This is a genomic window from Flavobacterium sp. W22_SRS_FP1 (assembly GCF_052113685.1).
Lineage (GTDB): Bacteria > Bacteroidota > Bacteroidia > Flavobacteriales > Flavobacteriaceae > Flavobacterium.
In genome coordinates, this window is the sequence record NZ_JBGQOE010000002.1 from 232,925 (window position 1) to 259,686 (window position 26,762).

Genomic DNA, 26,762 nt, shown 5'->3' on the forward strand with positions numbered 1-26,762 from the left:
AAACAAAAAAACATAATTATATTTGCATTAAATAGTTATACAATGGGAAAATCATTAGAGGAGGTAAACGAGTCAGTTTCCACGCTAAATAAGAAATCAGTATTCCGAAAAATACTAGCCTTTTTTGGCCCTGCTTACCTTATCAGTGTTGGTTATATGGATCCGGGAAACTGGGCTACTGACATTGCCGGCGGAAGCCAATTTGGTTATTCCTTACTTTGGGTTTTATTGATGAGTAACATTATGGCTTTGTTGTTGCAAAGTTTGAGTGCTCGACTGGGAATTGTAACTCAACGGGATTTGGCACAAGCCTCTCGTGAGACCTATTCGCCATTTATCAATTACATTCTTTACTTTTTGGCTGAAGTTGCCATCGCAGCCTGCGACTTGGCTGAGGTTTTAGGAATGGCTATTGGTATTAACTTATTATTTGACATACCACTTATCGAAGGAGTGATGATTACCGTTTTGGATACCTTCTTATTGTTGTTTTTGATCAATAAAGGAATCCGAAAAATGGAAGCTTTTATAATTACATTGGTGATGGTAATTGGGGCTTCTTTTATTTTCGAAATGATTTTTGCGCAACCTGAAATGGACAAAGTGATTTTAGGTTTAATTCCGTCGATGCCAAATGAAACTGCTTTATATATCGCCATCGGAATCATTGGAGCTACGGTTATGCCTCACAATTTGTACTTGCACTCTTCATTGGTGCAAACTAGAAAATACGACAGAACCAAGGCAGGAATAAAACAGGCCTTAAAATACAATTTCATAGATTCTACTATTGCCCTTAACTTGGCCTTTTTAGTGAATGCAGCGATTTTAATTTTGGCGGCGGCTACATTTTATAAAGTCGGAATGTATCATGTTGCTGAAATTCAAGATGCACATAAATTTTTGGCTCCGCTATTGGGAACCAAGTGGGCTCCTATTTTATTTGCTGTAGCCTTGATCGCTGCGGGGCAAAGTTCAACTATAACTGGGACACTGGCTGGACAAATTATCATGGAGGGGTACTTAAATTTAAGAATCCAACCCTGGGTTCGTAGAATTATAACGCGATTGATTGCCATTGTACCAGCAGTTATTGTGATTACCATTTTTGGTGAGGGCGTGACTGGAAAATTACTAATTTTGAGTCAGGTGATTTTGAGTTTGCAACTTGGTTTTGCGATAATTCCGCTAATTCACTTTGTAAGTGATAAATCAAAAATGCATGGATTCCATATCAGTAAAGTAACGCAGGTTGCCTCTTGGACGGTTGCTACAATAATTGTTATCTTAAACGGTAAGTTAGTTTATGATGAAATTAGCGGATGGCTGGAAGCTTCAGAAAACCCTGTCGTACTCTGGTTGACAGTGGTTCCCTTAGCATTTAGTTTCTTGTTTTTATTGCTGTATATTGTTTTTAAACCGTTTATATCCAAATCGAAAATCGATATTCACAATCATTCGCCGCATAGCTTAAAACTTAAGTTTTCTGAGTCTGGAAGTAAGCTAAAAAAGAATATTGCTGTGACTGTAGATTTTTCTGATGCTGATGAATTGGCTTTAAACAGTGCTTTTGCATTGGGTGGAATAGAAGCAAAATATACTCTAATTCATGTTGTGGAAACCGTTGGTGCTATGATTTTTGGTGATAACGTAGATGACCACGAAACCTCAATCGATGAAAAATTATTAGAGCAATATAAAGACATGCTTTCCGAAAAAGGATTTACGGTAGAAATACAGTTGGGCTTTGGAAAACCAAATAAGGTCATTCCAGAGATTATTAATAGGGGAGGTTTCGATGTTTTGGTCATGGGAACACACGGTCATACGGGTTTCAAGGATTTAATTTTTGGCACTACAGTTGACAAGCTGCGTCACAAAATTTCAATCCCGTTATTTATAGTAAAAAATTAAAATAATCAGAAGCTATTCGCGATAAGCGCTATATCTGTTTAGAGAAAAGGATAAAGGATTTTGCTATTATCGGCTAAAAAATATAAAAATGACATTATCAGAAGAGAACTACCTCAAAACCATTTACCATATTACAGTTGTTTCAAATTCTGAAGTGAGCACTAATGCCATTGCCGAAATGATGGAAACTAAAGCTTCCTCAGTAACGGATATGATTAAGAAACTGGCCGAAAAGGACTTGGTTAATTATAAAAAGTACCAAGGGGTTTCCTTAACGGATAAGGGTAAATTGGCTGCTAAAATGATCGTTAGAAAACACCGTCTTTGGGAGGTTTTCTTAGTAGAAAAATTAGATTTCCCTTGGGATGAGGTGCATGATATTGCCGAGCAATTGGAACATATAAAATCAGAAAAACTCATCAATAAATTAGATAATTTTCTGGGAAACCCGACGTCTGACCCACATGGTGATCCAATTCCAAATGCAGAAGGGCAAATTCTTAAAATTGAGAAGCAGTTGCTGTCAGAGTTGTCTGCGAGTCAAAAGGGAATTTGTGTAGGGGTGAAAGACACTTCATCTGAATTTTTGAAATACCTGGACAAACAAATGATCGCCTTGGGTTCAAAAATAGAAATACTTAGCAAGGAAAGTTTTGACTTGTCATTCAAAATTAATGTTGACGGCACGATTTTGACGATTTCGAATAAAATTGCCAGCAATCTTTTTGTGGAAACGATTTAAAATATAAAGACATTATATTTGGACTTATTAAATGAAAACCCAATGAAAAATATTTTTTTTGCAGGTATACTACTTTTCAGCTTTTCTTTATTTGCCCAAGGGATTCAGGATATTATTTACCTGAAAGTCAAGCAAAATAGCTGCATAAAGAAAAAAGGGAACTCGTTGGTATTGAAGGAGACTCTTTTAGATTCGCGCTGTCCAGTAGGCGTCAGCTGCATCTGGGCTGGCGAGATCAAAGTCCTAGTTGCCTTATATCTAGATAAGAAATTCATCACAGAGGAAACGTTGACCATTTCGGGTAATACAACCAAAGAAAACATAGCTTGGTTCGCGCAATATTTGCCAGTAGATAAAAGAAACTTAAAAAGCATAAACGTTCTTCCTTATCCAAAAGAAGGAGTGAAAATTAAAGCGAAAGACTATTATATAAGCATTGGGTATATTAAATAGCTAGGCTGTAGTGCGGTTGATTTTTCTGCCATAGCGAATGGCAGTATTAATTTTAAACAGTTGCTAAAACTATTTTTGGTCGGGTTTGAAACCAATTAATTTTCTGTATTTTTCTTCGATTTCTTCCAATGCAACTTCAAGCTTTTTGTAAGTGGTAATATCTTTTATATTTGTTACTGCCGCAATAACCATGTTGTCTTCATCAACGATGGGTCTACCGCTTATTAGAACTCGTTTTTTGCCTTTTGTTTCATAATTTTCAATTATTAATTCAACATCAGCAGTTGACTCGCCTTTTAGGGCTTTATCTAAAGGAAGGTTTTGAGCAGGAAAAATAGTTTTTTCGTCTGGGTAATATAAATAATACTCAGCAGACCAGTCTAGGGTGGTAGGCATTTCAGAGTTTTGTTTTATTCCAATAATTTCTTCCGCCATATGATTAGAAAGGACAATTCGTTTTTGGGTATCGGTAACAACAATTCCTTCACCAATATTTTCTAAAATTAATTTCAACTTTTGTTCGCTTTGACGTACTAGCCGTTCTGCTTCATTTTTTTCATTTTCCAGTTTTTTGCTGATTGAAACATCTCTTATAAATGTGATGAAGAGATACTTTTCTAGCATTTTGGCTGGTGAAACTGTAAATTCAATTTCAAACTCTACTCCATTTTTATTAAGAGCGGTGATTTCTATTATTCTATGCATCATTGAGCTTTGGCCCGTTAAAATAAAATCTTGAAAACCTTTGTTAATTCTCTCTCGATGTTGTTCAGGAATAATTAAAGCACTCATAGGTTTCCCTAAAACCTCGTCGAGAGACCACCCAAATATTTCTTCGGCTTTAGGGTTCCACCTAACTATATTCTGCTGCTCGTTTATTACAACTAATGCATTTGGTGCTTCGTTAAATATGGTTTGCAACTGATCCTCACTTTCTCTTAGTTTTTGTTCAGCAGCATGTCGCTCAGTAATGTTTCTCATAATAGACTTATGTCCTATTACCCTATTTCCTTCCCTTAATTGCATAACGGTCTGCTCAACCCATTTTTGCTCTCTGGATTTGGTAATTATTGGAAATGAATAAAGCGTCTCATTTATCTTGTTTTTAAATTGATTTAAATAAAACTCATTTACGCGTTTTCGCCATTCAGGTGAAATGAGTTCCGAAATATTCGTGTTTGTCAATTCCTTTTGAGTGTAACCCGTTAGTTTTTGACAAGCTGGATTAATGTAAGTAAAGTTTCCTTTGTAATCAGTGGTGTGAACAACATCACTGGTGTTTTCTACTATGTCACGATATTTTTCTTCACTTTTTTGAAGTGTTTCTATGGCTTCGGCCAATTGGCCTGTGCGCTCTGCCACTTTATGTTCTAAGTCTTCGTTTAGCTTTTTTATAAGATTTTCTGATTTTTTTCTTTCTGTAATGTCGTGAAATACAGCGACTGCTCCGGTTATTTTACCAGAGAAATCTATTAGCGGTTTGGCAGATATTATGACAAAATTGCCTTCTGTCTTTTGATAATTTTTAACAAACATTTCCATTCTATCCACGTTTTCGCCACGCAGTGCCTTTACTAAAGGGAGGTCTTTTGTTTCCATTATTTTTCTAGTATCGGGCCAATAAATGCCATAAGTGTCGGCCCATTTTTCTTCTGGGATATCTAATAATCCAATTCCAATTATTTTTTCGGATGCAGGGTTCCAAAGAAGGAATTTGCCGTTTTCATCAGCAACGACAAGCCCATCTCCCATATGGCTTATAACTGATTGTAAAAGAATATTTTGCCTACTTAATTGTTCTTTTGATATAACCGCATCGCGGTCTCTTTTCTCAATGTTCTCTAACATATCATTAAATCCAGTGGCAAGAACGCCAATTTCATCTTTTCCCTCCACAAGCACTCGGATTTTGTAGTCTGCAGATTCTTTGATTTTTGCTATAACCGCCACGAGGTTTAGTAATGGTGTTGAGATGTGTTTTTTAATGGTTATGGCAATTAAAAGAGCAAGGCCGAGACCGACTAGTAGTAGCACTATCCCTAGGCTCAAGATATCCATTTTTATTCTTTTTAATTCCGTTAATTCGAAACGGAGGCAAACGAAGCCTATTGTCTTATTATCTTTTTTTAGTTTGTTATAAATAAAAAGATTTTGGCGGGTAAAGTAGGACTGGCTTTCATCCATTTTCGGAACAGAGAACTGATAGCTTGGATCTGATCCCGGTTTGGTATAGGATGCAAAAGCATTACCCTTGCTGTCGAGGATAGCGGCATTTAAAATGTCATTTTGCACTTTTAACTCCGATAGCATCTGTTTAGCTGCAGCATTGTCTGAAATAGTTAGGGCAGATGCGCTATTAAGGCTGATTACTTTCGCAATAGCTGTAGAACTGATTATTTTGCGGTCTTTAAATTCCTTAATGTCAATTGTCACGAAGGCTGTAATGCATATTCCTAGAACAAGTGCAGAGGTAAAAACCTGCATCAACACTAGTTTATTTTTGATGGATATGTTGTGGAGATTTATCATTTATTTCTGTTTTTCAATTATAAAAAATGAAAATGCCTTGAGTATAGGTTTAACAGCTTTTTTTCTATTTTTTATTGTTATCCATCAAAATCATGCTCCACTAATAATGAAGATTTATGCCTTGACTGTATATTACTTTATTATTATCGCATGTTGCAGTAAGCAGCAACTAATTCCGATTCGTACTTTGTTTATTGCTTTCATAATAACTTCAAATCTTAAAGGCTTGTTCTTTAGATAAATATCAAGAGACATAATAGACAAAAGGATATGGTAATCTAGATTTTAACGCAGACTCCTTCCCGCTACAATCGCCTTTAGTTAACACTTGATTTGCGCCCCGTTTCTGTGATGATAATTATCAAATAGACCAGGTGGTGTTTGAGTGTCATATCTTTCAATTTTAGTCATGTTTTACCCTGTCTTCGATTGATTTTTATGTAGATCAGTACTAAATTAAATAGCGTTCCATGCTGACTAAAGGTATACCCTTGATAGGCCTGAAAATATATTTAAAAGACAGCCTTGATTTAAATAAGGAATCTATAAAACAAACAGTTAACAATTTAATTAACTGAAAATCAGAACATATTTGTAGATTAGGGCCTAGTAAAGCTAGTAAAAAAAAATTAATAAACTTCATTAGTAGCTTATTAATTTTGGGGTTCTTAACTAAGATTCGGGGTGTTTATTTTTTTAAGTTAATCAGGTTTTTGAATTTATAGGAACAAAAAAAAGAGTAAGTAATTTTAGCATTTTTACTTAAGATATAAAAAGAGGCGTAGTTTATTTTTTAGTGACAACCACAGTCGTCATCACCGCAATTTTTAGCGGATTTTTTCTTTTTCAAAAAGAATTTTTTAATTAGGAATGCAAGTGCAATTCCTAGTGCCATAAAGGCTATAATTTCTTGAATGTCCATACTGTAAAAATAAGAAAAAGCAACCGAATGGGTTGCTTTTTAGAGTTAAACTAATTACAAATTTTTTACAATTGCGCCATAATTCCAAAATTGATACTGAAAGGCATTCCTGGTCTCAATCCCGCAGGAACTCTTGATACGGCATACTCTTTATCCATTAAATTAACTATGTTCGACATCAGGCTCACTTTTTGACTGAGGTGATATTTTGCTGATAAATCAATAATAAAATTACTGTTTACTTTGTTTTGTGAGGGAATTGCTCCAGCTCCAGCTAATGTTCTGAATGCGTCTACATATTTACCACTGACGGCAAGATTAAATTTTTCTGTTTCGAAAGCTGCTGTTAAAGCAAATTGATTCTTTGCTATATACGGAATCTCATCTCCTTGCTCTACATTTCCCCAGATTGGGCTGTTAAAGGCACTATTTAATTTGGTGTCTGTTAGTGTATAAGTAAAACTAATCGGTAGTTTGTATCCCCTGTCTGTACTATTAAGAACTTCATAGGTCGCCGAAAATTCAATTCCTTTTACAGTTGCAGCACCTGCGTTGAACAAGTCGCCGGTTCCGGTTCCGCCACCAGACATATTATCAGTTCCTTGTAAGTTAGAAAAATCATTATAATACCCTATCAACTCACCGTAAAATGCGTTTTTGCGAAAGCGAAAGCCAAGTTCTGAGTTGATACTACTTTCTGCATCTTCGCCAACTTTTGCTCCTGGAGGAGAGAACCCTTTGTGAATGCTTGTAAATACGTTGTAGTCCTCGTTTATTTTGTAAAGTATGCCCATTCCAGGAATCCAAACATCTATATGGTTATCTACTTTTGCTACAGTTGATCCGGTTCTTGAAACATCATTGCTACCATAATTGATGGATTGCAAATTGATGTTTTCATATCGTATTCCTGGAGAGAAAGTAAATTTGTCATAGCTAATCGTGTAAAGAATATGAGCAGCTATTGCTTCGGCTTTTGTAATTCTATTTGCATCTGTGCCTGGTGTTCCGTTAGATGTTCTATTCATTACACCATTTTGTATAGCGTATCCGTCGACCCATTGAAAGCGATCCTCATAATCTTCGTGGTAACGAAAGCCAAAATCAAGATCATGTTTAAGTGATCCTTTTCCAAAATTATAGTTCGCTACTGATTGGATTCCTTTTGCCCCATACTTTCGGTTGTTAGCCTTAACTAATAATGCATTATCTGCAGTGTTGTTTGCGCCAGTTAAAGCCAGGTATTCTGCATTGTAAGTCGTTGGATCAGTTAAGATAGAGTTTATTCCCACTTTTGTGGATCCTAGTTGTAAGGCATCAAGCTTATACCAGTTCCTAGCGAAGTCATTTTGATAGGCCTTTGTTGTTATATTAAAATTTTGGGAAGGTTTTATAAAATGGGTCAGCATAACTTGTTTGTGCTCTGAATCAATATAATCTTCATTCGAAGCTGCATATCTTCTATAAGGGTTATCACCATAATCTTCTTCGGTTAGGCCAAGGTAGGTTTCATTAGCTAAATCCTCGCTGTATTGAACTTTGGCGGTCAACGACTGATACACTTTAGCATCGGCATCCGTATTAACTCTAAACTTAGCTACATAATCGTTTCCTTCGAAGCCAGCGTTTTTCGTACTGTTGTCAATTTTTTTAAATCCATCGGAATTTCTGTTGTTGTACTCTAAAACGTACCCAAAGTTCTTTCTCTCATCCCCAATATTGATATAGGTTTTTTTAGTATTGAAACTTCCTATGCTTGCCACAACTCTGGCTTTAAAACGATTTGGTATTTGGGTAGAAACCATATTTATAGCTCCACCTGTGGTATAGGGTCCGTATTGAATTTGACTCCCGCCTTTGAGGATTTCAAAAGCTTGCATGCGGTTTACTGTCGGGAAATAATAAGCTGCTGGCGCTGCATAAGGCGCTGGTGCGATCAGAACACCATCTTCCATAAGTGTTATTTTACTAGAGCGATCTGGACTGGTTCCTCTCATCCCAATGTTGGGTCTGAGACCAAAACCTTCTTCTTCCTGAATACTTACACCGGGAACGGTCCTTAGTATTCGAGAAACGTCATCGTAATTAAAAGTTTTTAACTCTTTTGCTGAGATAAAAGAAGTAGAACCTGCCTTGTTTTTTGCTTTGAATTTACTCCCGACAATAACATCGGTGTTGATAACAACTTCACTTAAATTTTCAATACTGTCTTTTTGAGTATTCGTAAGGTCCTTTTCTTGTGAAAATAAAACGGGCGAAATTAACAGTGAAGCTGCAATTATAATATTTCTCATTTTTTTATTTAGATTAATTCTACGGAGGCAAATGTAGAACCTTAATCTTATTTAGACAAATTAAAAATAGAATAATTTGTAATTTAAATTCAGTTGAATTATAACGGTATAAAAGTCATTGGATTACTTGAGAATTTGATACGAAATTAGCGCTACAATATAAGCAAACCCACTCATAAAAATAAGCTGTCCTACTGGCCATTTCCACGAATTGGTTTCCTTACGAGTAATCGCTAAGGTACTGGCGCATTGTAATGCAAACGCATAAAACAACAGTAAAGATATTCCTGATGCGAAGTTGAATATTTTCTTTCCCGTTACTGGGTTAATTTCGGCGGCCATTTTATTTTTTATCGTGTCTTCATTATCACTGTCACCAACACTGTATATTGTTGCTAATGTGCCTACAAAAACTTCCCTAGCGGCAAAGGAAGTTAAAACTGCAATCCCAATTTTCCAGTCATATCCCAAAGGAGAAATGGCAGGCTCAATTGTTTTCCCCATAATCCCAATATACGAATTTTCAAGTTTATAGGAGGCCACTTTGTTTTGGAGCTGCTGTTGTGTCAGATTTGTATTGCCTGCTTTAGTGCGTATTATTTTATCAGCGTTATCAAATTTTTGACCAGGTCCATAAGAAGCCATAAACCATAAAACAATCGAGATGGCTAAAATTATTTTCCCCGCACCAAAAACAAAAGCTTTTGTTTTTTCAATTACATTAATTGCTACGTTTTTAAACATCGGCAATTTGTAGTTCGGCATTTCAACAACGAAAAATGTTTTCCCTTTTATTTTTAATATTTTATTCAAAGCATAGGCGGAGAATATAGCCATTCCAAAACCTAAAAGGTACAATAGCATTAAGGTTAAGCCTTGAAGGTTGAATATACCGAGCACGCGGGTATCAGGAATAACTAACGCAATTATGATAGCATATACAGGTAGTCTGGCAGAACAAGTCGTAAATGGCGTAACTAGAATGGTAATGAGTCGTTCTTTCCAGTTTTCAATATTGCGGGTCGCCATAATAGCTGGGATTGCACAGGCCGTTCCAGAGATTAAGGGAACAACGCTTTTTCCAGATAAACCGAATTTACGCATTATTTTATCCATTAAGAAAACGACTCGACTCATATAACCACTTTCCTCTAATATGGAAATGAATAAAAACAAAAAAGCAATTTGCGGAATAAAAATTAAGATTCCTCCAATACCTGGGATGATACCTTGGGAAATTAGACTTGTTAGAACACCAGCTGGTAATGAATCGTTGGCTAAGCTGCTTAAAGAGGCAAAAGAGCTGTCAATGAAATCCATAGGAGCTTTTGACCAGTCGAAAATCGATTGAAAAATAATGAATAATATAGCAAAGAAAATAACGTATCCCCAAACTTTGTGCGTCAATACTCGATCCAGTTTACTTCGAAAATCCTTCGCTATGCTAGCGTCTACCTTTAGTCCTTCTTTGAGGACATCGTTAATAAACTGATATCGCTTGATAGTTTCTTTTTGTTGTAAACGTTTTAAATCCGAGTGCGATTTAGTAAAGGAGCCTTGAATCTCCTTACGCTCTAAATTTAGGAAATTTACATCTTGGGTGATTACTAACCACAGTTTGTATAACAACTGGTTAGGAAATGCTTTACGAAGGCTATTGAAATACTCTGAGTCAATAACCGAAGCGTTCAAACATGGTTCGCTTGAAATGGATTTGTAAGTGACAATCAATTTTTTTAACTCATCGATTCCAAAACCTTTTCTGGAGCTTATAAGGGCAATTTTAGTTTTTAATTGTTCCTCTAGATACGGTATGTTTAATGTAATTCCCTTGTGTTCCATTCTGTCAGCCATATTGATGACTAAAATGGTAGGGATTTCTAAGTCTTTTATTTGTGTAAAAAGCAGTAGATTACGTTTGAGATTTTCCACATCGGAAACTACCAGAGCTACGTCTGGATATAACTTGTCGTTTTTGTTAAGCATTAATTCGATTACAACATTTTCGTCAATCGAACTCGCATTAAGACTATATGTACCCGGTAGGTCTAAAATATTTGCCTTTATATTATGGGATAATTTACAAAAACCTATTTTTTTTTCAACGGTGATTCCGGGATAATTTCCTACCTGTTGGTTCAGTCCAGTCAACTGATTAAAAACAGAAGTTTTGCCCGTATTTGGATTGCCTATTAAAGCGACATTGATATTTTGGTTGATCATTAAAGATTAATTTTTATTAGTTCAACTTCAATCTCTTTAGCAGTCTCAGTACGAATTGCTAAATGGGAACCATTAATGTCCAAATATAAAGGGTCGCCGAAAGGCGCGATTTGTAGCAATTCGACTGTGTTTCCGGGTAAGCAACCCATTTCGAGAAGCTTTAATGGAACAATGTCAATATCAAAATCTTTGATAATGGCTTTCTCGCCTTTTTTTAGTGAATTTATCGTTGTTCTCAAGTCTTATTTAGATTCAATTAATATTGCAAAAGTACATATTATAATACTAAAACAGATGATAATTATCACTTTTATGACTTATTTAAGTGCACTAAAAACAAAGATTTTCAGTTAGGGTTGGGGAGGAATAGAAATATTTTTAAGTATGGCTATTCGTTGCTTAAAAAATTAATATCGGTTATTAGCTTTTGGATATCTTCTTCTTTTGTGCCGTCGTAAAAACCGCGAACTCTCCTTTTGCCATCTACTAGAACAAAGTTTTCGGTATGAACCATATCATATAATTCACTCGGTTTTCCCAATTTAACTGCTAGATAGGATTTTCTAGCCATCGTATAAATTTCTTTTTTGTCACCTGTAACAAGGTTCCATTTGCTGTCATCAACCCCATTTTTGATAGCATAGGCTTTCAAAACCGCAACGTTATCGTTTTCAGGAAAGACAGTGTGGGAAAGCAACATTACCTTCGGGTTGTTGATAATTGCTTTTTGAACTTCAATTAAATTACCCGTCATTTTAGGACAAATGGAGCCACAGGTCGTAAAGAAGAAGTCAGCAACGTAGATCTTGCCTTCATAATCTTTTTGGGTTATTGTTTTTCCATTTTGATTCACGAAAGAAAAATCTGCTATAGTATGGTATTTGCTGATGTATTGCACAGTGCTATCAACCAGTTCAGGGTTCACGTCTGCTGGGTTATAGATCGGAAGTGTTTTACTGGGCTTTAGGGCTGTATAGAATAAGTACAGGATAATGGTGGATAACACAAAAAAAACACCAAAAAATATTCGGTATTTAATGAAAATAGACTTCATAAAATTATTTTTTGCAAAAATACAAAAAAGCTAGCTGGTTTAAACTGACTTTAACAATTGTTAATTCAGCCAAAATCAATAAATATTAAAACTTTTATCGATAGCTTTGAACAGTAACTAAACAATACAAAAAATGAAAATAAAATGGAATAAACAGTTGCTTTTTGTGATTCCTGCAATAATAGGATTTACAGAGGCTCAAGCTCAGAAGAAAGCACAGGTTAAGGAACCTGGAATTAACATTTCATACTTTGATAATAAAGTAAAACCTGCTGATGATTTCTTTAGATTTGTAAATGGTACTTGGCTTGATGAAACTGAAATTCCTAATGACAGAACTTCTTGGGGGAGCTTTAATGAGTTGCTTAAAAAGACAGATAAAGATGCTTTGGCAATTTTAAAAGAAGCTTCTAAAAACCCAAAATATAAATCAAATACGGATCAAGGAAAAGCAATTAATCTTTACAATACTATTCTGGATACCGTCGCAAGAGATAAACAAGATATTAGTCCTTTACTACCTTATTTGGCTAAAATTGATAAAGTAAAAAACACTACTGATTTACAGCAGCTATTAGCCGAAATGGAACCTATCGGTGGGATTGGCTTTTTTGGTGTCGGAGTTGGAGCTGATAATAAAAACAGTGCTAAGAACTCGCTGAGTATTGATGTGGGAAGATTAGGATTACTTGATCAGGATTATTACTCCTCTGAAGAAAAAGACACCAAGGAAAAACGTCAAAAATATGAGCTGCATATTGCACGAATGTTGCAATTTATAGGAGAAACTCCAGAAGAGTCTAAAGTGAACGCCAGTGCCATTTTAGCTTTGGAAAGCGAAATGTCTAAACCGCGTTTAAACAGAGTAGAGCGCAGAGATGGAAGGTTGCAGTACAATCCAATGACTATAGCCGATTTGCAGAAAATGACTCCAGCAATTAATTGGAATAACTACTTTACAGAAATTGGTTTTACTAAATTGGATACCGTTATTGTTGCGCAACCTAAATACATGAGAGCGTTACAAACAATTCTTACTGAAAATAATGTTTCGGCTTGGAAAGAATATATGAAATGGAATTTGATCAACGGCTCTACTCCTTTATTATCTACAAAAATAGAAGAGGCAAACTTTGATTTTTACGGAAAAACGCTAACTGGAGCTATCAAACAGAGACCACGTGAGGAAAAAGCACTGCAAACGGTAAACGGTACCGTAGGGGAAGCTTTAGGTAAATTATATGTTGAGAAAATGTTTCCGGCTGAAGCGAAATTGAAAGCAGAGAAGATGATTCAGAATATTATTCTTGCGTATCAAAACCGAATAAATAATTTAAGTTGGATGTCTGCTGAGACTAAAACAAAGGCCATAGAAAAGCTAAATAAAATCACAATTAAAATAGGTTATCCAGACAACTGGAAAGACTATTCAAAATTAGAAATTAAAGGAATAGCTGAGGGTGGGAGTTATTATGAAAATGTAAAAAATATAGCAAGATGGAGTTTTCAAAAGGATGTTGATAAGCTCAATAAGCCAGTGGACAAGACAGAATGGTATATGTCACCGCAAACAGTAAATGCATATTACAACCCTTCTTATAATGAGATTGTTTTTCCTGCAGCTATTTTACAACCGCCTTTCTATAATTATCAAGCAGATGAAGCGGTGAATTATGGAGGAATCGGTGCTGTTATTGGACATGAAATTTCTCACGGGTTTGATGATTCTGGAGCGCGATATAACGCTGATGGAAACTTGGTAGACTGGTGGACTAGTGGGGATTTAGAACAATTCACAGTACTAGGAACTTCCCTCGCAGATCAATATAGTGCTTTGGAGCCATTGCCTGGCGTTCATGTTGATGGTAAGTTTACTCTAGGAGAAAACATTGGTGATTTAGGAGGAGTAAATGCGGCTTATGACGGGTTGCAGTTGTATTTAAAAGACAATAAAAATCCAGGGCTTATTGACGGGTTTACACCTGAGCAACGTTTTTTTATTGCCTGGACAACGGTTTGGAGAACTAAATCACGTGACGAAGCGATTAAGAATCAAGTAAAAACGGATCCGCACTCTCCGGGAATGTATAGAGCTTATGTTCCTATTCAAAATGTGGATGCTTTCTATGATGCATTTGGAGTTAAAAAAGGAGATGGGATGTATATTGAACCAGAAAAGAGAGTCAAAATCTGGTAGTAGGGCGGATCTATAAATACATAAATCACAATAAAATCCGTATTTTTAATGTTACAATAACCTTTAAGTAAATGGGTGAAAATAATTTAACAAAATAAAAATGAGAAATAAAATAAACAAAAAATTGCTTTTTGCAATACCTGCGATTATAGGATTTGCAGCTGCTCAAGCACAAAACGTCCCAGTGCCGGTAACGCCTGGTATCAATGTTAATTACATGGATAAAGATGTGAAGGCAAGCAATGATTTCTTTCGATATGTAAATGGTGCGTGGCTTGACAACACGGAAATTCCAAGCGATAGAACCCGTTGGGGCAGTTTTGACGAACTAAGGCAAAGTACAGATGCAGATGCTTTGGCAATCCTAAAAGAATCCGCAAATAACCCTAAGTATAAATCAGATACTGATCAGGGTAAGGCGATCAACTTGTACAAATCTATTTTAGATACTGTGGGGCGAAATAAATTAGGGATCGCACCTTTAAAACCCTACTTGAAACAGATTGACGCTGTTAAAAACGTAAAAGACTTAGAGGCTCTAGCAATAGAAATGGAACCCTTAGGAGGAATTGGTTTTTTTGGCGCTAATGTTGGTGCCGATGCCAAAAACAGCAATAGAAACGTGATTAGTGTTGGACCAGGAGGTTTAGGCTTGCCTGACAGAGATTACTATGTTTCTGAAGATGCGGACTCTAAAGAAAAAAGAGTAAAATACGTTCTCCATGTCGCAAGAATGTTAGGGTTTCTTGGGGAAACAGCTGCAGAGGCTAAATTACATGCAGAGCAAATTTTAGCACTCGAAATCCAAATGTCTGAACCTAGATTTGACCGTGTTGAAAGAAGAGATAGGAGAAAGTCTTACAATCCGATGACGGTTGCTGATCTGGGAAAATTGAGTCCATCCATAAACTGGAATAAGTACTTCACGAAAATTGGATTTAAAAATGTAGACTCTTTAATCGTTTCACAACCTAAATACATGAAGGCTTTAGAGTCAGTATTGAAAGAGAATAAAGTAGATCAATGGAAGGCGTACATGCGATGGTCATTATTAAATAGAGCTTCAAGTCAGTTGTCAACAACTATTGAAGCGGCAAACTTTGATTTTTATGGTAAAACCTTAACTGGCGCCGTGAAACAGAGACCTAGTGATGAGAGAGCGTTGCAAGTGATTAACGGAAGAATTGGTGAGGCATTAGGGAAATTATATGTTGAGAAAAAGTTTCCGGCTGAAGCCAAAGCCAAAGCCGAGATAATGATAAAAAATATATTTATCGCCTTTGAAAATAGAATAAATAATTTGGCGTGGATGTCTCCAGAAACCAAAGTAAGTGCTGTTGAAAAACTACATAAGTCAAAAATAAAAATTGGTTATCCTGACAAATGGAAAGACTACTCTGCATTAGTTATTGAGAGTCCAGAAGAAGGAGGAACTTATTTTGAAAACACAAAAAACATTGCAAAATGGCGTTTTGAAGAAGATTTAGCTGACTTGAAAAAGCCAGTCGATAAAACGAAATGGAACATGTCACCACAGACCGTAAACGCGTATTACAATCCGTCTTATAACGAAATTGTTTTCCCAGCAGCAATACTACAGCCACCGTTTTATAATTATCAAGCAGATGAAGCAGTTAACTACGGAGGTATTGGTGGAGTAATTGGACATGAAATTTCTCACGGATTTGATGACTCAGGATCTCGATATAATGCTGATGGTAACTTGGTGGACTGGTGGACAGCTGATGATTTAAAGCAATTTTCGGCCTTAACGGGTGCGTTAGCAGATCAATACAGTGCTTTGCAGCCTATTCCAGGAACATTCGTAGACGGTAAGTTTACGTTGGGGGAAAACATAGGGGATTTAGGAGGTGTAAATGCAGCCTATGATGGATTGCAATTGTATTTAAAAGAAAATAAAAACCCAGGCCTAATAGATGGGTTAACTCCTGAGCAACGTTTCTTTATTTCTTGGGCAACCGTTTGGAGAAGTAAATCTCGTGACGAAGCTATAAAAAACCAAGTAAAAACTGATCCGCATTCTCCAGGGATGTACCGATCCTATGTTCCTTTGCAAAACATTGATGCTTTTTACGAGGCATTCGGACTCAAAAAAGGGGACGGAATGTATATTGAACCAGGTAAAAGAGTTAGAATCTGGTAACATTCAAGTATGCTAACATAAAAAATCTCGGGAGTAATCTCGAGATTTTTTATGTTTAATAATTTGTAGTGCGGGGTATCTTATTTAAGATTTATTTTCCAGTAACAGCCTTCGAGCTCTCCTTATTGATTTATTGACCATAAATAACCCAAACAGGGTTATGGCACCGCCTATTGCAATAGTCACAGTAAGGACTTCCCCAAAGATAATGGCACCAAGCAGTACGGCTATTATTGGGTTGATATAGGCGTAAATACTGTTGATTTCTGGCGGTAGTTTTTGGATCATGTAGATGAATGCAATAAAGCTTAAAACGGAACCTATTATCACTAAATAAGCAATCGCCCACCATGAAATTGCGGGAATGGAAGTGATATTCACGCTAGCTCCCGTTGCTCCTGTAATCGCAAAAAGGAAGCTGCTAGAAATTACCATTTGTAATCCTAGGCTAAAATAAGGATTGAAGGTGGCCGCTTTTTTCTTGGTATACAAACTACCGAATGCCCAACTTATAGTGGCGATGAATGATAGGAAAATACCAAATCTAAAATCAGGCTGCAAGAAATCACTCAGATGATCATAGAAAATAACGCAAACGCCCCCAAAACTTGTTATCAGCCCCATAATAGCTAATTTAGCTAGCTTTTCACCTCTAAAAAAGGTAATGATCACAATCCACAATGGAAATACGGCGTTTAAGATTGCGCCTAACCCGCTGCTGATATATTTTACTCCCCAAGTACTTAATCCATTGCTTAATGCAAAATTAAGAATACTCAAGATGATTATTGTTTTCCATTGCTTTCCTTTTGGCCAAGGCGCTTTTTTATAAAGGAAAAAGGAAACATAAAGGATTCCTCCTATAAATTGTCTGATTGCTGCTAGTTGTAGTGCGGGCATGTGTTTAACCCCTTCTTTTGAGGCAATCCAGGTCGTTCCCCAAAAAAAGCACACAAAAGACAAGGCCAATATGGGCAATCCAACTGAATTTATCTTAGTTGAAAATGCGGTCCTAATTGTAGTCTTCACTTTATAAATCTTTTTTTGTAAAAGTGTAACTAAGCACTCTCTTTAATTTATCACTCAAAATAGTTTTTCCTACAGATGGATTGTCATAATTAAACGTTGGCGGAGCTAAATTTAATTCTATCGCTTTTTGGGTATAATAGACAGATCGCGACGGATGAAAAGGAGTAGCCGCGTTAAAAGTATCGCCCCAAGTCTTAGTTTCTAAAATTTTTAAGATAATAGAGATACAGTCGTCTTGGTGTATCAGGTTGATGGGCGCCTCAGGGTTTTCAAGGTTTTTACGACCGGCCAAAAAACATACGGGATGTCGGTCTTCGCCAATTAATCCGCCAAAACGAAGCACCGTAGTCTTAAAACTGGTGTTGGTTTGCAACAGCTTCTCGACTATTGCCAATTGTTTGCCGCTTTCCGAATCTGGGTTTAAGTCTGTTTCTTCGGTTACCTTGTCATTTCGATCCCCATAAACGGAAGTGGAGCTGATAAAAAGAACATTTTTTATGTTTGATTTTTCTATATAAGGAACAAGTAGCTGTATTTTCCCAATAAAATCTTCTTTATGATTACCCCTTAATTTTGGAGGAATGTCGATAATAAGAATCTTGCTTTCTTGCAAAAAATCTTCAATGGCCCCGACAACTTTATTGCTTTCAAGTGCAATTAGGAAGGGCTGAATTTTTAATTTTTTTAATGTCGTAAGCTTTTCCGTCGACGTGGTGGAGCCATGAATTGAAAATCCGTTCTGGACTAGGGCTTTCGCCAAAGGCAATCCCAACCAACCACAACCTAGAATGCTTATTTGTTTCATTGTAAATTAATATAGAGATGACAAAAGTAGTATAAAACAACAGGATTTTGATTAAAATTTTCAAAGTCATTTTTTTACTTATTCCAAAATAAAACACCGCAAATTCGTAGATCGTAATTTACGAAGTGGCGGTGAATTTCAAGCTTTATGGCATAAACAGAAACCATAATACAGTTCCGAATAATTATTGTTATTCTGATCTCAAGCTGTCAGTTGCTTTTAAGAGTAGCTTTCTTTGGGTTGCAGTGCGAGCCTCAATAAACACAGGAACTTCGATTATTTTTGGAGTAGGTTTTATTCTTTTTTGGATAACTACAGCATCATTTAAAACAAAAGGAGTGGGCATCATCCAAGAAGCTCTAGGATTCATGCGAAATAATGGATTTGACATCAAATCAAAAGAGCTTTCTAAAAGTTGCATGTCAAAAAGAACAGCGTTTTTTATTTCAAACTGCATTTCTAGTGGTTCATTATTAACCACATAATAGCTGAGGATTTTCTTTCCGTTGCGGTTCATTTTGGAGTTTTTTTGTTCGAGTTGTTTCACTCCATTTGCTTTAAAATCGTAAAAGCTTATTTTTTCGTTGGCAAAAATATCATACCGATTGACAGCACGATTGGGAGTAATTCTAATTTTAATATAGCGTTGATTACCAGCTATACTATCTTGCAGGAATTCAATTGTAGGTTCTGCTAATTTCTTTAAAGGTGCTGTAGTAGCATAGTTGAATTTGGAACCATACTTACTAAACAGGGGTGTTTCTTCCCAAGAATTCGCTTGTTTTGGATTTTCACCCAAATAGGCTTTAGTCCAAACATCTAGGTTTTTATCATAGCTAACCCAATTTGCTTTATGTGTATCGGCATTATAAATGTAAATTAAACTGTTCGACTTGGCTTTACCCTTTTCGTAACCGGATTCGAAATGTGCCTTAGCAAAGAAACCTATGGAAACTACTAAAAAGAAAATTGCCCATCTGCCTTTTTTGGCGAAATCGCCAAAAACAGGTAAGAGCAATGCAAAAGTTAATGCTGTTAGAATAGCACTTAAAAAAAGAACTTTTAATCCTAAACCTACAGGGAACATTTGAATAAAAGGGGCAATAAGCAGTAAAGTAGGAATGCAAAGAATAAGGTTTAAAAGCACATTTGATTTTTGTCTGATAATAAAAAGCCCAAAAGTAAAAAGCCCAAAATATACTGGAATAATTAAAAACCCGGCACCCTTTAAATAAAATGCAATAAACCCATTGAAGAGTATCCATAGAAATAATGGCGCCACAAAATGGTTCATTGTTCTTTTTCGGACGGATAGTTTTTGATAAAAGCCAAAAGAAATTGCCAAACTCAATAAAACAAAAGCAGTAATGTAGGTATACCCATTATAGGTAAAACCATTTAGTAGATCCTTGTACTGTGGGTAAACCATGAATAGTCCTTTCCAGCCAAGAAAAGTAACTAATCCAGCGGTAATTACAGAGCCTAAAAGAGGAACGAAACCTTTTATAATTATTGAAAAAGACAGCAGTCGTTTTGCGATTCCTATAAAAACTAATAACACAAAAAGGAGTAGTGCAACTAACAGCAGTGGAAAAGTCCAACTAAAAGGATAATGTATAAATGCATAAGGAATCGTAAAATAGATGTCGTCATTTTCAACTTTACTGCTATTTAGATTAGCATCAGAAAAATAACTTAGCAAAGGCATTAAGTAGCTGCCTTGATGAGCCAATGTGTTTTTATTTAAATGCTTGCTATCATCCTGAGCAGTATGATAATTATAATGGTCGTCAATAAATGCAAAATTATAGCCTTGAATATTGCCTTTTTCTCTAAAAACGGTCAAATCGGTATCGTTGGGAAGCATTTTATAAATACTATACATCAAAGAATTGGTTACTGGGAAATCAGTTTTTGCTGCTGAGAACTCTTTTACCAGACCTGCATTACCATTATTGGTTTCCATTAACATATAGCTTGGACCGGAAGTTCCTCTAGCTTCAAAATTTAAAACTAATCCAATCTCTTTTGCCCATTGATGTTCTGTTACAAAAAGTGCTGCCCCGTTTAACCCTAATTCTTCGGCATCCGAGAAAAGAATAATTATGTCATTTTTGTGAGCTGTTTTAGAATATAAAAAAGCACGCAGACTTTCTAAAATTGTGGCAACCCCAGAGCCCGCGTCACTTGCGCCACGAGAAGAAGAATGAGGAGCGCTGTCGTAATGTGTAAGCAACAATAATGCTTTTGTATTTTGAGTACCCTTTATCCGAGCCAGAATATTTTTTGATTTTACCAGATTCCCCCAATCGGTTAGCGTATACCCTTCTTGTACAGAGGTTTCTAATCCTAATTTTTTCAGTTCTTTTATTAGATAATTGCCAACAAGTTCGTGATTCTCTGAACCCACAAAATGGGGTTTTTTTGAAATAGCCTCTACTGTAGCGAAGGCCCTTTTAGTTGAAAATTCTGAAAGAGGCACATTGTCATTTGACGTCCATTTTGGCATCATTGTAAAGTAGAGGAAACTTAGAACGGCCAGAATGAATAGAGCAGCAAAAATGGATGAAGGTCTTTTTTTCATGTAGGTAATAAATTTGGGATTATGGCATTAAATATCTTTTTTGACTAACATATAGAAATCGTTATCCAAGTGCAGATAACCTTGGTCATATAAGAAATAGTAGGTGTTTCCTGTTTTTGTTTTCAATATGTTGGTAAAAAAATCAAAATCGAAGCCTTTACTTAAAAGCTTTGTTCTTGTTGTTTTTGATTTTCCATCGGTATTTAGTTCTAACAGGATACGATAATTTTTGCGCAACTTGTTATTGATGTTGCGCATAAAATTATTGTTGTCTTTATTTATTTTGTTATTGAAGGCGTTGCGACATCCGTCACTACAGAATTTTTTATCTTCTCTACCCACAATTTTCTCAGCACATTCTAAACAATTTTTCATTTTTATACTTTTTTCAAACTATATAAATCATGTCTTCTGTCCTTCATTACCCTTACACTTCCGTGTTCGTGCAGTTCTTTTAAAAGATTGATGTCAACATCAACAATCAAAGTCATTTCTGTGTTTGGGGTGGCTTCGGCCTTAATCCCGTTACTTGGGAATGCAAAATCAGAAGGCGTAAATACGGCTGCTTGGGCATATTGAATGTCCATATTATTCACCTTGGGCAAATTACCCACACAACCTGCAATAGCAACATAACATTCGTTTTCAATGGCTCTTGCCTGTGCACAGTGTTTTACGCGCGTATATCCATTTTGGGTGTCTGTCAGGAAAGGAACAAATAAGATATTCATTCCTTCATCTGCCATTAATCTAGAGAGTTCTGGGAACTCAACATCATAGCAAATCACAATTCCTATTTTTCCACAATCAGTGTCAAAGGTTTGAATAGCGTCTCCACCAGTGATTCCCCAATGAAAAATCTCATTAGGCGTAATATGAATTTTACGGTACATTTCGTTTGTCCCGTCTCGTTTGCATAGAAAGCCTACATTGTACACATGTCCATTTTCTATAAACGGCATACTTCCAGTAATAATATTGATGTTATAGGAAATAGCAAACTCTTGAAATTTTAGTTTTACCGCTTCGGTATGTTTTGCCAGTTCTCTAATGGCTTCTGCCTCTGATAAATGATTATAATCGGCCATTAATGGCGCTGTGAAAAACTCGGGAAATAATGCAAAATCACATTCATAGCCAGAAACAGCATCAATAAAAAATTCGGCTTGTTCAAAAAGTGCGTGTAAATTAGATAATGAACGCATTTGCCATTGAATTAAACCAAGTCTAACCACACTTTTTTTAGTACTAAATAAGGTTGGACTATCTTCGTAATATATGTTGTTCCACTCCAATAAAACAGCATATTCTAGGGATTCAGTATCTCCTTCTAGATAATTCTTAAGGACCCGAACTTCATGGAAATCATTACTCAATTGAAAGGATAGAACAGGATCGTAGATTTCTTTTTTCTTTACCTTTTCAATGTAGACTTTTGGTGTGATTTCGTCTTTGTATTTTCCATAAGATGGAATTCTACCTGCAAAAATGATTGATTTCAGGTTTAATTGTTCGCACAGCTCTTTTCGCACATCATATAAACGTCTTCCTAGTCGGAGTCCACGGTATTTTGGATTAATAAAAACATCAATTCCATAAATAACTTCTCCATTTGAGTCGTGAGTTGAAAAAGTATAATTACCAGTAATATTTTTGTACGTCCTAGTTTTGAAAGCAAAATCTTCTGTTACTAAAATAGATAGAGCGGAACCAACAACAATACCATCAACTACGATAACAAGTTGTCCTTCTGGGAACTTTTTTAATAAAATCTCTAACTGTTCTTCTTGCCAAAATGAATCAGCCATTTCTGGGTAAGATTCAACCATGGATTTTTTTAACTGTTTGTAATCCTCTATTTTTAAATTTCTTAATTCAATAGATTGTATTGTATTTGGCATATTGTATTCAATTTTTAGTAAATATAATATAATTATTATCCGTTTACAAACGTTTACAAATATTTACAACCGAAAGTAATTGAATACTAACCGAATAAGTTTGTGAAGCTGTCTAATCTTTGCAATGTCGAAATCGAAGTATAATCGACAGGAGTTTTAATCTAACATAAACATTTAAATTTTACACGCCATGAATGCAATGAAAAACAGAGTACAGTTAATTGGACACGTAGGGAATGATCCAGAAATCAAAACCTTTGAAGGTGGTAAGGTCTTAGCGAACTTAACAATCGCAACAAACGACAGCTACAAAAATGACAAAGGGGAGAAAGTAGAGCAAACGGAATGGCACAAAGTAGTTGCCTGGGGTAAAACTGCCGAAATCATAGAAAAATTCGTAACCAAAGGCAAAGAAATTGCTATCGATGGGAAATTGACGCACAGAAGCTATGAGGATAAAAATGGTGAGAAACGCTATGTTACCGAGGTAGTAGCAAATGAAGTGCTGCTATTAGGAAAATAGTAGTAAGTTTTTAAATGCACGGATTTCTGCTAAAGAAGTCCGTGCATTTTTTTAATATCCACTAGCATCATCAACTATTTAAAGAGCGTCATTTAGCCGTTATCGATTATTTAAAAAATGTTTTTGGCAGCTCTATAAGTATTGGCATGTGCTTCAATAATAGTTTTAATTTCTGGAGAATACCCACCACCCATAGAGACTTGCACTGGAATTTGGTGTTTTGAACAAAGTTCAAAAACCAGTTCGTCTCTTTTTTTACAGCCTTGAACTGAGCAAGCTAACTTGCCGAGCTTATCAGAAGCTAAAATGTCAACTCCAGCTAAATAAAAGATAAAGTCAGGTTTTTGAGTTTCAATTAATCTCGGAATGACGCTTGCAATTGTTTGGAGGAATTCATCATCAGTTGTATCATTATCAAAAGCGATATCTAAATCAGATGTTTCTTTTTTAAATGGATAATTGGTTTTTCCATGCGTTGAGAAAGTAAACACATTTGGATTATTTTGAAAAATTTCAGCCGTTCCATTTCCTTGATGTACATCCAAATCTACGATTAGAATCTTTTTAGCAAGTTTATTGTCTAATAGAAACTGAGAAGCAATAGCTTGATCATTTAACAAACAAAAAGCTTCACCATGAGTAGAATAAGCATGATGCGTGCCGCCTGCAATATTAAAAGATACTTTTGTTTCGAATGATTTTTGAGCACATAAAATGGTTCCTTGTGCGATCCTTAATTCTCGTTCTACAAGTTCTTTCGAAAGCGGAAATCCAATTTTCCGTGCTGCTTTTGGGTCTAAAGTTAGATTAACTAAATCATTTACATATTCTTTTTTGTGGATTGCTAAAACATGATTTAAATCACAAACTTCAGGCTGAAAAAAATTAGATTCTGAAGCGGTTCCTTCATATAATAATTGTTGAGGAAGCAATTCGTATTTCAACATGGGAAAACGATGTCCTTCTGGTAACGGATGCTGATATATGGGATGAAATGCTATTGGGAACATGGAGGGAATTATTTGATGAGAATTGAATCTTTTATACTAGTACTAAAAGTAGTAAAATTCATTTTTCGGGATTTAACTTATATGTAATCATATTTTTATTGATTCATAATCTCTTGAAAGTAATCTACAAAGCTTCCAAGCTGCAGGCCATCAATCAATCCGTGGTGTACATGAATAGACATAGACATCGTTCTCTTGCCGTTTTCTGCAACCATCATTTTCCCAAACGAAATTTTCGGGCAACTGTCCGGGGCTGAGAAACTTCTAGCGTGTGAAAGGGAAGTGAAATTTAGCCAAGGAATAGCCGAAAAATGAATTACATTGTCAGATTCAAAACTTCGGGTAAAAAGCCCTGTCGTAGTTTGGATTCGTTCTATTTCAGCCAAAGCGTTTGCTTTAAAAATATCAAAGCTATGGTTATATTCTATCAATGAAAACCCAAATGTACCATCCGGTCTTCCTATAGTTGCTGAGGCATCGATTCTATCGTTTATATAGATTTTGTCATCTGAAATTCTATAGCGAAATGGCTCAATAGTATTGACGGCAACCAGAGTTTTGTGCAAATAATATATAAAAAAAGAGCAGTCCAGTTTTTTTGAATTTGCGTAAGCGGCGGTACAGTCGATTTCTACAGTTGCACCAAAGAAGGGTTCGTCAAACTGTCTAAAGAAATGAAAATGTTCTTTTCTAGGCCAATTTTCTAAATCTAAAAGGGTTTTCATTAGTTTGTTATTTTTTGCGGGATTAAAAGTACTATTATTCCTTTAATATTGAGGTTCACACTGTAAAACTACTGTTTTTTAATTGTCAATATATAAGAGATGAACCTTAAAAGGACTAAATAAAAAAGCCCTAAAGGAGTTGTCCTTTAGGGCTTTTTGGATAATCTAACAGTAAATTATTTCACTTCAAAAGTTACTTTTCTAACTAGGTTCCTAGCAAGTTCCGAATCTTTGTTTACTGAATCGTCTTCGCCAGCAGCAATTACGTTCAATCTTGAAGGGTTAATATTTGCTTCTATCAAAATGCTTTTCACGTTGTTCGCTCTTTCATTAGATAATTTATCGTTGTAAGCTGTTTTTCCTAATTCGTCTGCATTTCCTATGATGTCAACTGAAGCAGTAGCATTTTTTCTCAAATAAGTTAAAATGAAGTCAATTCCTCCGTTTGAAACTTCTGTGGGTGTAGAACTATCAAAGTCAAAATATGTAGCAACATAACCACCGTTAATTAAAGCAGTAATTAATTCATTATTGCTTAATAGAGGAGATTTGTCAGTTTTACTTGTATAATTTTTCATAATGTAGTTTTCTACATCATCTGGAACATCGTTATTGTTTGTGTCAACTGACATTCCTTTTGTGTTAACTAAAGCTCCAGAAGTAGTGTTAGCCTCCTGATCTAGATAATCAGCTACACCATCATTATCTGTGTCTAACATTTTGTCTTCAATGTTACTAACTCTGTCTGTCAAAGCTAGGACGTCTTTATCTACAATTTTAACCCAGTCAGCGTGTTGTGCGTTTTTACCTAGGTAAACCGTTACACCTACTGTACCATTAAAAAGTATCCCGGTGAAACCTCTACTTGCGCGAGTACTTGCGCCATCAAATCCTGCATCTTGCGCTGCATTAAGAATAGTTGTAAAATCTCCTGTTAAAGCAACTCTATCACTCAGTTTGATCTGACCGGTTACACCTGCCATAAAATTACCCATTCTGTCTTTTAATGCAGAGTTTTGATCTTCTAATTGAGCTAAACCAAAACCAGCGTGTCCTAATAGACCAAGGGTATTAGTCCATGATTCAAAGTTCATAATTCTACCTAAGTTAGCTACTGCTTGGATGTCAGCTCTGTAGTATTTAGTGTCAAAAGATTGTGAGTCGTCATTTCCTTCAAAGCTGTTATATCCAAAGTCAGCTTTTAAACCAAACTTGTTGTTAAACATGTATCTTGCCCCTAAATCAATAACGTAAGGACTTGGAGTTGATGTGGCAAAACCGGAAGTCATTGGTCGTTGTGGTTTATTGAATCCGCCAGCCAACTCAATGGACCATTTGTTAAATTCGCCATTGGCAACTGTCTTTTCATTTTCTGTTTGAGCACTTAATGTTGTAAATGCCGCAGCAAAAACTAACGATAGTATGATTTTTTTCATAATTTTATTTGTTATAATTTTAGTTATACAAATTTACGACATACAAATTATTAAGAAATTTCTAACAGTTAATTATTTGACAATTAGTATTTATAATACAAATACAATATTTTATTTGTATTTTTAATGGTCTATTATCGTTTTTTCAGTAGATAGCTTCAACATACTTAAATTTCTGGAAGCGATTCATGATTAATCCTTCGTTGAATAAGCGATATTGAAGCTAATTTTATTGTGAAAATCAAAAGAAAACTGTA

The 26,762-nt window shown here is 35.6% G+C and carries 19 protein-coding genes; 6 read left to right on the forward strand and 13 right to left on the reverse strand.

Going from position 1 to position 26,762, the window contains the following annotated elements:
- Window positions 1-42: 42 nt before the first annotated feature.
- From ACEN2H_RS02405 to ACEN2H_RS02415, 3 genes are all read left to right on the forward strand, one after another.
- On the forward strand, window positions 43-1,914 hold the full coding sequence (locus ACEN2H_RS02405) for an Nramp family divalent metal transporter (RefSeq protein WP_441730040.1): 1,872 nt from the start codon (window positions 43-45) through the stop codon (window positions 1,912-1,914).
- A gap of 88 nt (window positions 1,915-2,002) precedes the next feature.
- Complete coding sequence (locus ACEN2H_RS02410; RefSeq protein WP_441730041.1) at window positions 2,003-2,656, forward strand: metal-dependent transcriptional regulator; 654 nt, start codon at window positions 2,003-2,005, stop codon at window positions 2,654-2,656.
- Window positions 2,657-2,698: 42 nt separating this feature from the next.
- Window positions 2,699-3,109, forward strand: coding sequence for a hypothetical protein (locus ACEN2H_RS02415; protein WP_441730043.1), 411 nt, complete (start codon window positions 2,699-2,701; stop codon window positions 3,107-3,109).
- A 69-nt stretch (window positions 3,110-3,178) separates the two neighbouring features.
- Here ACEN2H_RS02415 and ACEN2H_RS02420 read toward each other — a convergent pair whose 3' ends face one another.
- The 5 genes from ACEN2H_RS02420 to ACEN2H_RS02440 all read right to left on the reverse strand — a co-directional run bounded on the left by ACEN2H_RS02420 (window position 3,179) and on the right by ACEN2H_RS02440 (window position 12,131).
- Window positions 3,179-5,638 (reverse strand): PAS domain S-box protein, encoded by a 2,460-nt coding sequence (locus tag ACEN2H_RS02420; RefSeq protein WP_441730045.1) that lies wholly within the window; start codon window positions 5,636-5,638, stop codon window positions 3,179-3,181.
- A 987-nt stretch (window positions 5,639-6,625) separates the two neighbouring features.
- Complete coding sequence (locus ACEN2H_RS02425; protein WP_441730047.1) at window positions 6,626-8,854, reverse strand: TonB-dependent receptor family protein; 2,229 nt, start codon at window positions 8,852-8,854, stop codon at window positions 6,626-6,628.
- A gap of 123 nt (window positions 8,855-8,977) precedes the next feature.
- Window positions 8,978-11,077 carry a ferrous iron transport protein B gene (gene feoB / locus ACEN2H_RS02430; protein ID WP_441730049.1) on the reverse strand — a complete coding sequence of 700 codons (2,100 nt, stop codon included), beginning with the start codon at window positions 11,075-11,077 and terminating at the stop codon, window positions 8,978-8,980.
- On the reverse strand, window positions 11,077-11,316 hold the full coding sequence (locus ACEN2H_RS02435) for a FeoA family protein (RefSeq protein ID WP_441730051.1): 240 nt from the start codon (window positions 11,314-11,316) through the stop codon (window positions 11,077-11,079). Before ACEN2H_RS02435 ends, feoB begins: the two co-directional genes overlap by 1 nt.
- Before the next feature lie 149 nt (window positions 11,317-11,465).
- On the reverse strand, window positions 11,466-12,131 hold the full coding sequence (locus ACEN2H_RS02440) for an SCO family protein (protein WP_441730053.1): 666 nt from the start codon (window positions 12,129-12,131) through the stop codon (window positions 11,466-11,468).
- Window positions 12,132-12,264: 133 nt separating this feature from the next.
- Here ACEN2H_RS02440 and ACEN2H_RS02445 point away from each other — a divergent pair, with 133 nt between their 5' ends.
- Both ACEN2H_RS02445 and ACEN2H_RS02450 read left to right on the forward strand, forming a co-directional pair.
- Entirely contained in the window at window positions 12,265-14,328 is a 2,064-nt protein-coding gene (locus tag ACEN2H_RS02445) for a M13 family metallopeptidase (protein ID WP_441730055.1), read from the forward strand.
- 100 nt (window positions 14,329-14,428) lie between these two features.
- A complete protein-coding gene (locus tag ACEN2H_RS02450) occupies window positions 14,429-16,492 on the forward strand; it encodes a M13 family metallopeptidase (protein ID WP_441730057.1) in 2,064 nt (687 codons plus the stop codon).
- Window positions 16,493-16,576: 84 nt separating this feature from the next.
- Here the strand turns inward: ACEN2H_RS02450 and ACEN2H_RS02455 are convergent, their stop codons facing one another.
- The 5 genes from ACEN2H_RS02455 to ACEN2H_RS02475 form a co-directional block, all read right to left on the reverse strand.
- A complete protein-coding gene (locus ACEN2H_RS02455) occupies window positions 16,577-17,521 on the reverse strand; it encodes a DMT family transporter (protein ID WP_441730059.1) in 945 nt (314 codons plus the stop codon).
- Window position 17,522: 1 nt separating this feature from the next.
- The gene (locus tag ACEN2H_RS02460) at window positions 17,523-18,326 is read right to left on the reverse strand and encodes an NAD-dependent epimerase/dehydratase family protein (RefSeq protein ID WP_441730061.1); all 804 of its coding nucleotides are present in this window, start codon (window positions 18,324-18,326) and stop codon (window positions 17,523-17,525) included.
- Between the two features lie 190 nt (window positions 18,327-18,516).
- A complete protein-coding gene (locus ACEN2H_RS02465) occupies window positions 18,517-20,838 on the reverse strand; it encodes a M28 family peptidase (protein ID WP_441730119.1) in 2,322 nt (773 codons plus the stop codon).
- A gap of 99 nt (window positions 20,839-20,937) precedes the next feature.
- Window positions 20,938-21,285, reverse strand: coding sequence for a hypothetical protein (locus tag ACEN2H_RS02470; RefSeq protein WP_441730062.1), 348 nt, complete (start codon window positions 21,283-21,285; stop codon window positions 20,938-20,940).
- A 2-nt stretch (window positions 21,286-21,287) separates the two neighbouring features.
- On the reverse strand, window positions 21,288-22,811 hold the full coding sequence (locus tag ACEN2H_RS02475; protein ID WP_441730064.1) for a carbon-nitrogen hydrolase family protein: 1,524 nt from the start codon (window positions 22,809-22,811) through the stop codon (window positions 21,288-21,290).
- Between the two features lie 190 nt (window positions 22,812-23,001).
- On the opposite strand from ACEN2H_RS02475, the gene ACEN2H_RS02480 reads away from it, so the two are divergent.
- Window positions 23,002-23,334, forward strand: coding sequence for a single-stranded DNA-binding protein (locus ACEN2H_RS02480; RefSeq protein ID WP_441730066.1), 333 nt, complete (start codon window positions 23,002-23,004; stop codon window positions 23,332-23,334).
- A 110-nt stretch (window positions 23,335-23,444) separates the two neighbouring features.
- On the opposite strand, the gene ACEN2H_RS02485 is transcribed toward ACEN2H_RS02480, so the two are convergent.
- The 3 genes from ACEN2H_RS02485 to ACEN2H_RS02495 form a co-directional block, all read right to left on the reverse strand.
- Window positions 23,445-24,344: a histone deacetylase family protein gene (locus ACEN2H_RS02485; protein WP_441730067.1), complete on the reverse strand. Its 900-nt coding sequence runs from the start codon at window positions 24,342-24,344 to the stop codon at window positions 23,445-23,447.
- 95 nt (window positions 24,345-24,439) lie between these two features.
- Window positions 24,440-25,069: a CatA-like O-acetyltransferase gene (locus ACEN2H_RS02490; protein ID WP_441730069.1), complete on the reverse strand. Its 630-nt coding sequence runs from the start codon at window positions 25,067-25,069 to the stop codon at window positions 24,440-24,442.
- A gap of 176 nt (window positions 25,070-25,245) precedes the next feature.
- Window positions 25,246-26,505, reverse strand: a complete 1,260-nt coding sequence (locus tag ACEN2H_RS02495) for an OmpA family protein (RefSeq protein ID WP_441730070.1) — start codon at window positions 26,503-26,505, stop codon at window positions 25,246-25,248.
- Window positions 26,506-26,762 lie beyond the last annotated feature (257 nt).

What these genes read in the sequence shown, in the direction of transcription:
- ACEN2H_RS02405 (WP_441730040.1), top strand. Translation starts at nt 43, where the DNA reads ATGGGAAAATCATTAGAGGAGGTAAACGAGTCAGTTTCCACGCTAAAT.
- ACEN2H_RS02410 (WP_441730041.1), top strand. Translation starts at nt 2,003, where the DNA reads ATGACATTATCAGAAGAGAACTACCTCAAAACCATTTACCATATTACA.
- ACEN2H_RS02415 (WP_441730043.1), top strand. Translation starts at nt 2,699, where the DNA reads ATGAAAAATATTTTTTTTGCAGGTATACTACTTTTCAGCTTTTCTTTA.
- ACEN2H_RS02420 (WP_441730045.1), bottom strand. Translation starts at nt 5,638, where the DNA reads ATGATAAATCTCCACAACATATCCATCAAAAATAAACTAGTGTTGATG.
- ACEN2H_RS02425 (WP_441730047.1), bottom strand. Translation starts at nt 8,854, where the DNA reads ATGAGAAATATTATAATTGCAGCTTCACTGTTAATTTCGCCCGTTTTA.
- feoB (WP_441730049.1), bottom strand. Translation starts at nt 11,077, where the DNA reads ATGATCAACCAAAATATCAATGTCGCTTTAATAGGCAATCCAAATACG.
- ACEN2H_RS02440 (WP_441730053.1), bottom strand. Translation starts at nt 12,131, where the DNA reads ATGAAGTCTATTTTCATTAAATACCGAATATTTTTTGGTGTTTTTTTT.
- ACEN2H_RS02445 (WP_441730055.1), top strand. Translation starts at nt 12,265, where the DNA reads ATGAAAATAAAATGGAATAAACAGTTGCTTTTTGTGATTCCTGCAATA.
- ACEN2H_RS02450 (WP_441730057.1), top strand. Translation starts at nt 14,429, where the DNA reads ATGAGAAATAAAATAAACAAAAAATTGCTTTTTGCAATACCTGCGATT.
- ACEN2H_RS02460 (WP_441730061.1), bottom strand. Translation starts at nt 18,326, where the DNA reads ATGAAACAAATAAGCATTCTAGGTTGTGGTTGGTTGGGATTGCCTTTG.
- ACEN2H_RS02465 (WP_441730119.1), bottom strand. Translation starts at nt 20,838, where the DNA reads ATGATGCCAAAATGGACGTCAAATGACAATGTGCCTCTTTCAGAATTT.
- ACEN2H_RS02470 (WP_441730062.1), bottom strand. Translation starts at nt 21,285, where the DNA reads ATGAAAAATTGTTTAGAATGTGCTGAGAAAATTGTGGGTAGAGAAGAT.
- ACEN2H_RS02475 (WP_441730064.1), bottom strand. Translation starts at nt 22,811, where the DNA reads ATGCCAAATACAATACAATCTATTGAATTAAGAAATTTAAAAATAGAG.
- ACEN2H_RS02480 (WP_441730066.1), top strand. Translation starts at nt 23,002, where the DNA reads ATGAATGCAATGAAAAACAGAGTACAGTTAATTGGACACGTAGGGAAT.
- ACEN2H_RS02485 (WP_441730067.1), bottom strand. Translation starts at nt 24,344, where the DNA reads ATGTTCCCAATAGCATTTCATCCCATATATCAGCATCCGTTACCAGAA.
- ACEN2H_RS02490 (WP_441730069.1), bottom strand. Translation starts at nt 25,069, where the DNA reads ATGAAAACCCTTTTAGATTTAGAAAATTGGCCTAGAAAAGAACATTTT.
- ACEN2H_RS02495 (WP_441730070.1), bottom strand. Translation starts at nt 26,505, where the DNA reads ATGAAAAAAATCATACTATCGTTAGTTTTTGCTGCGGCATTTACAACA.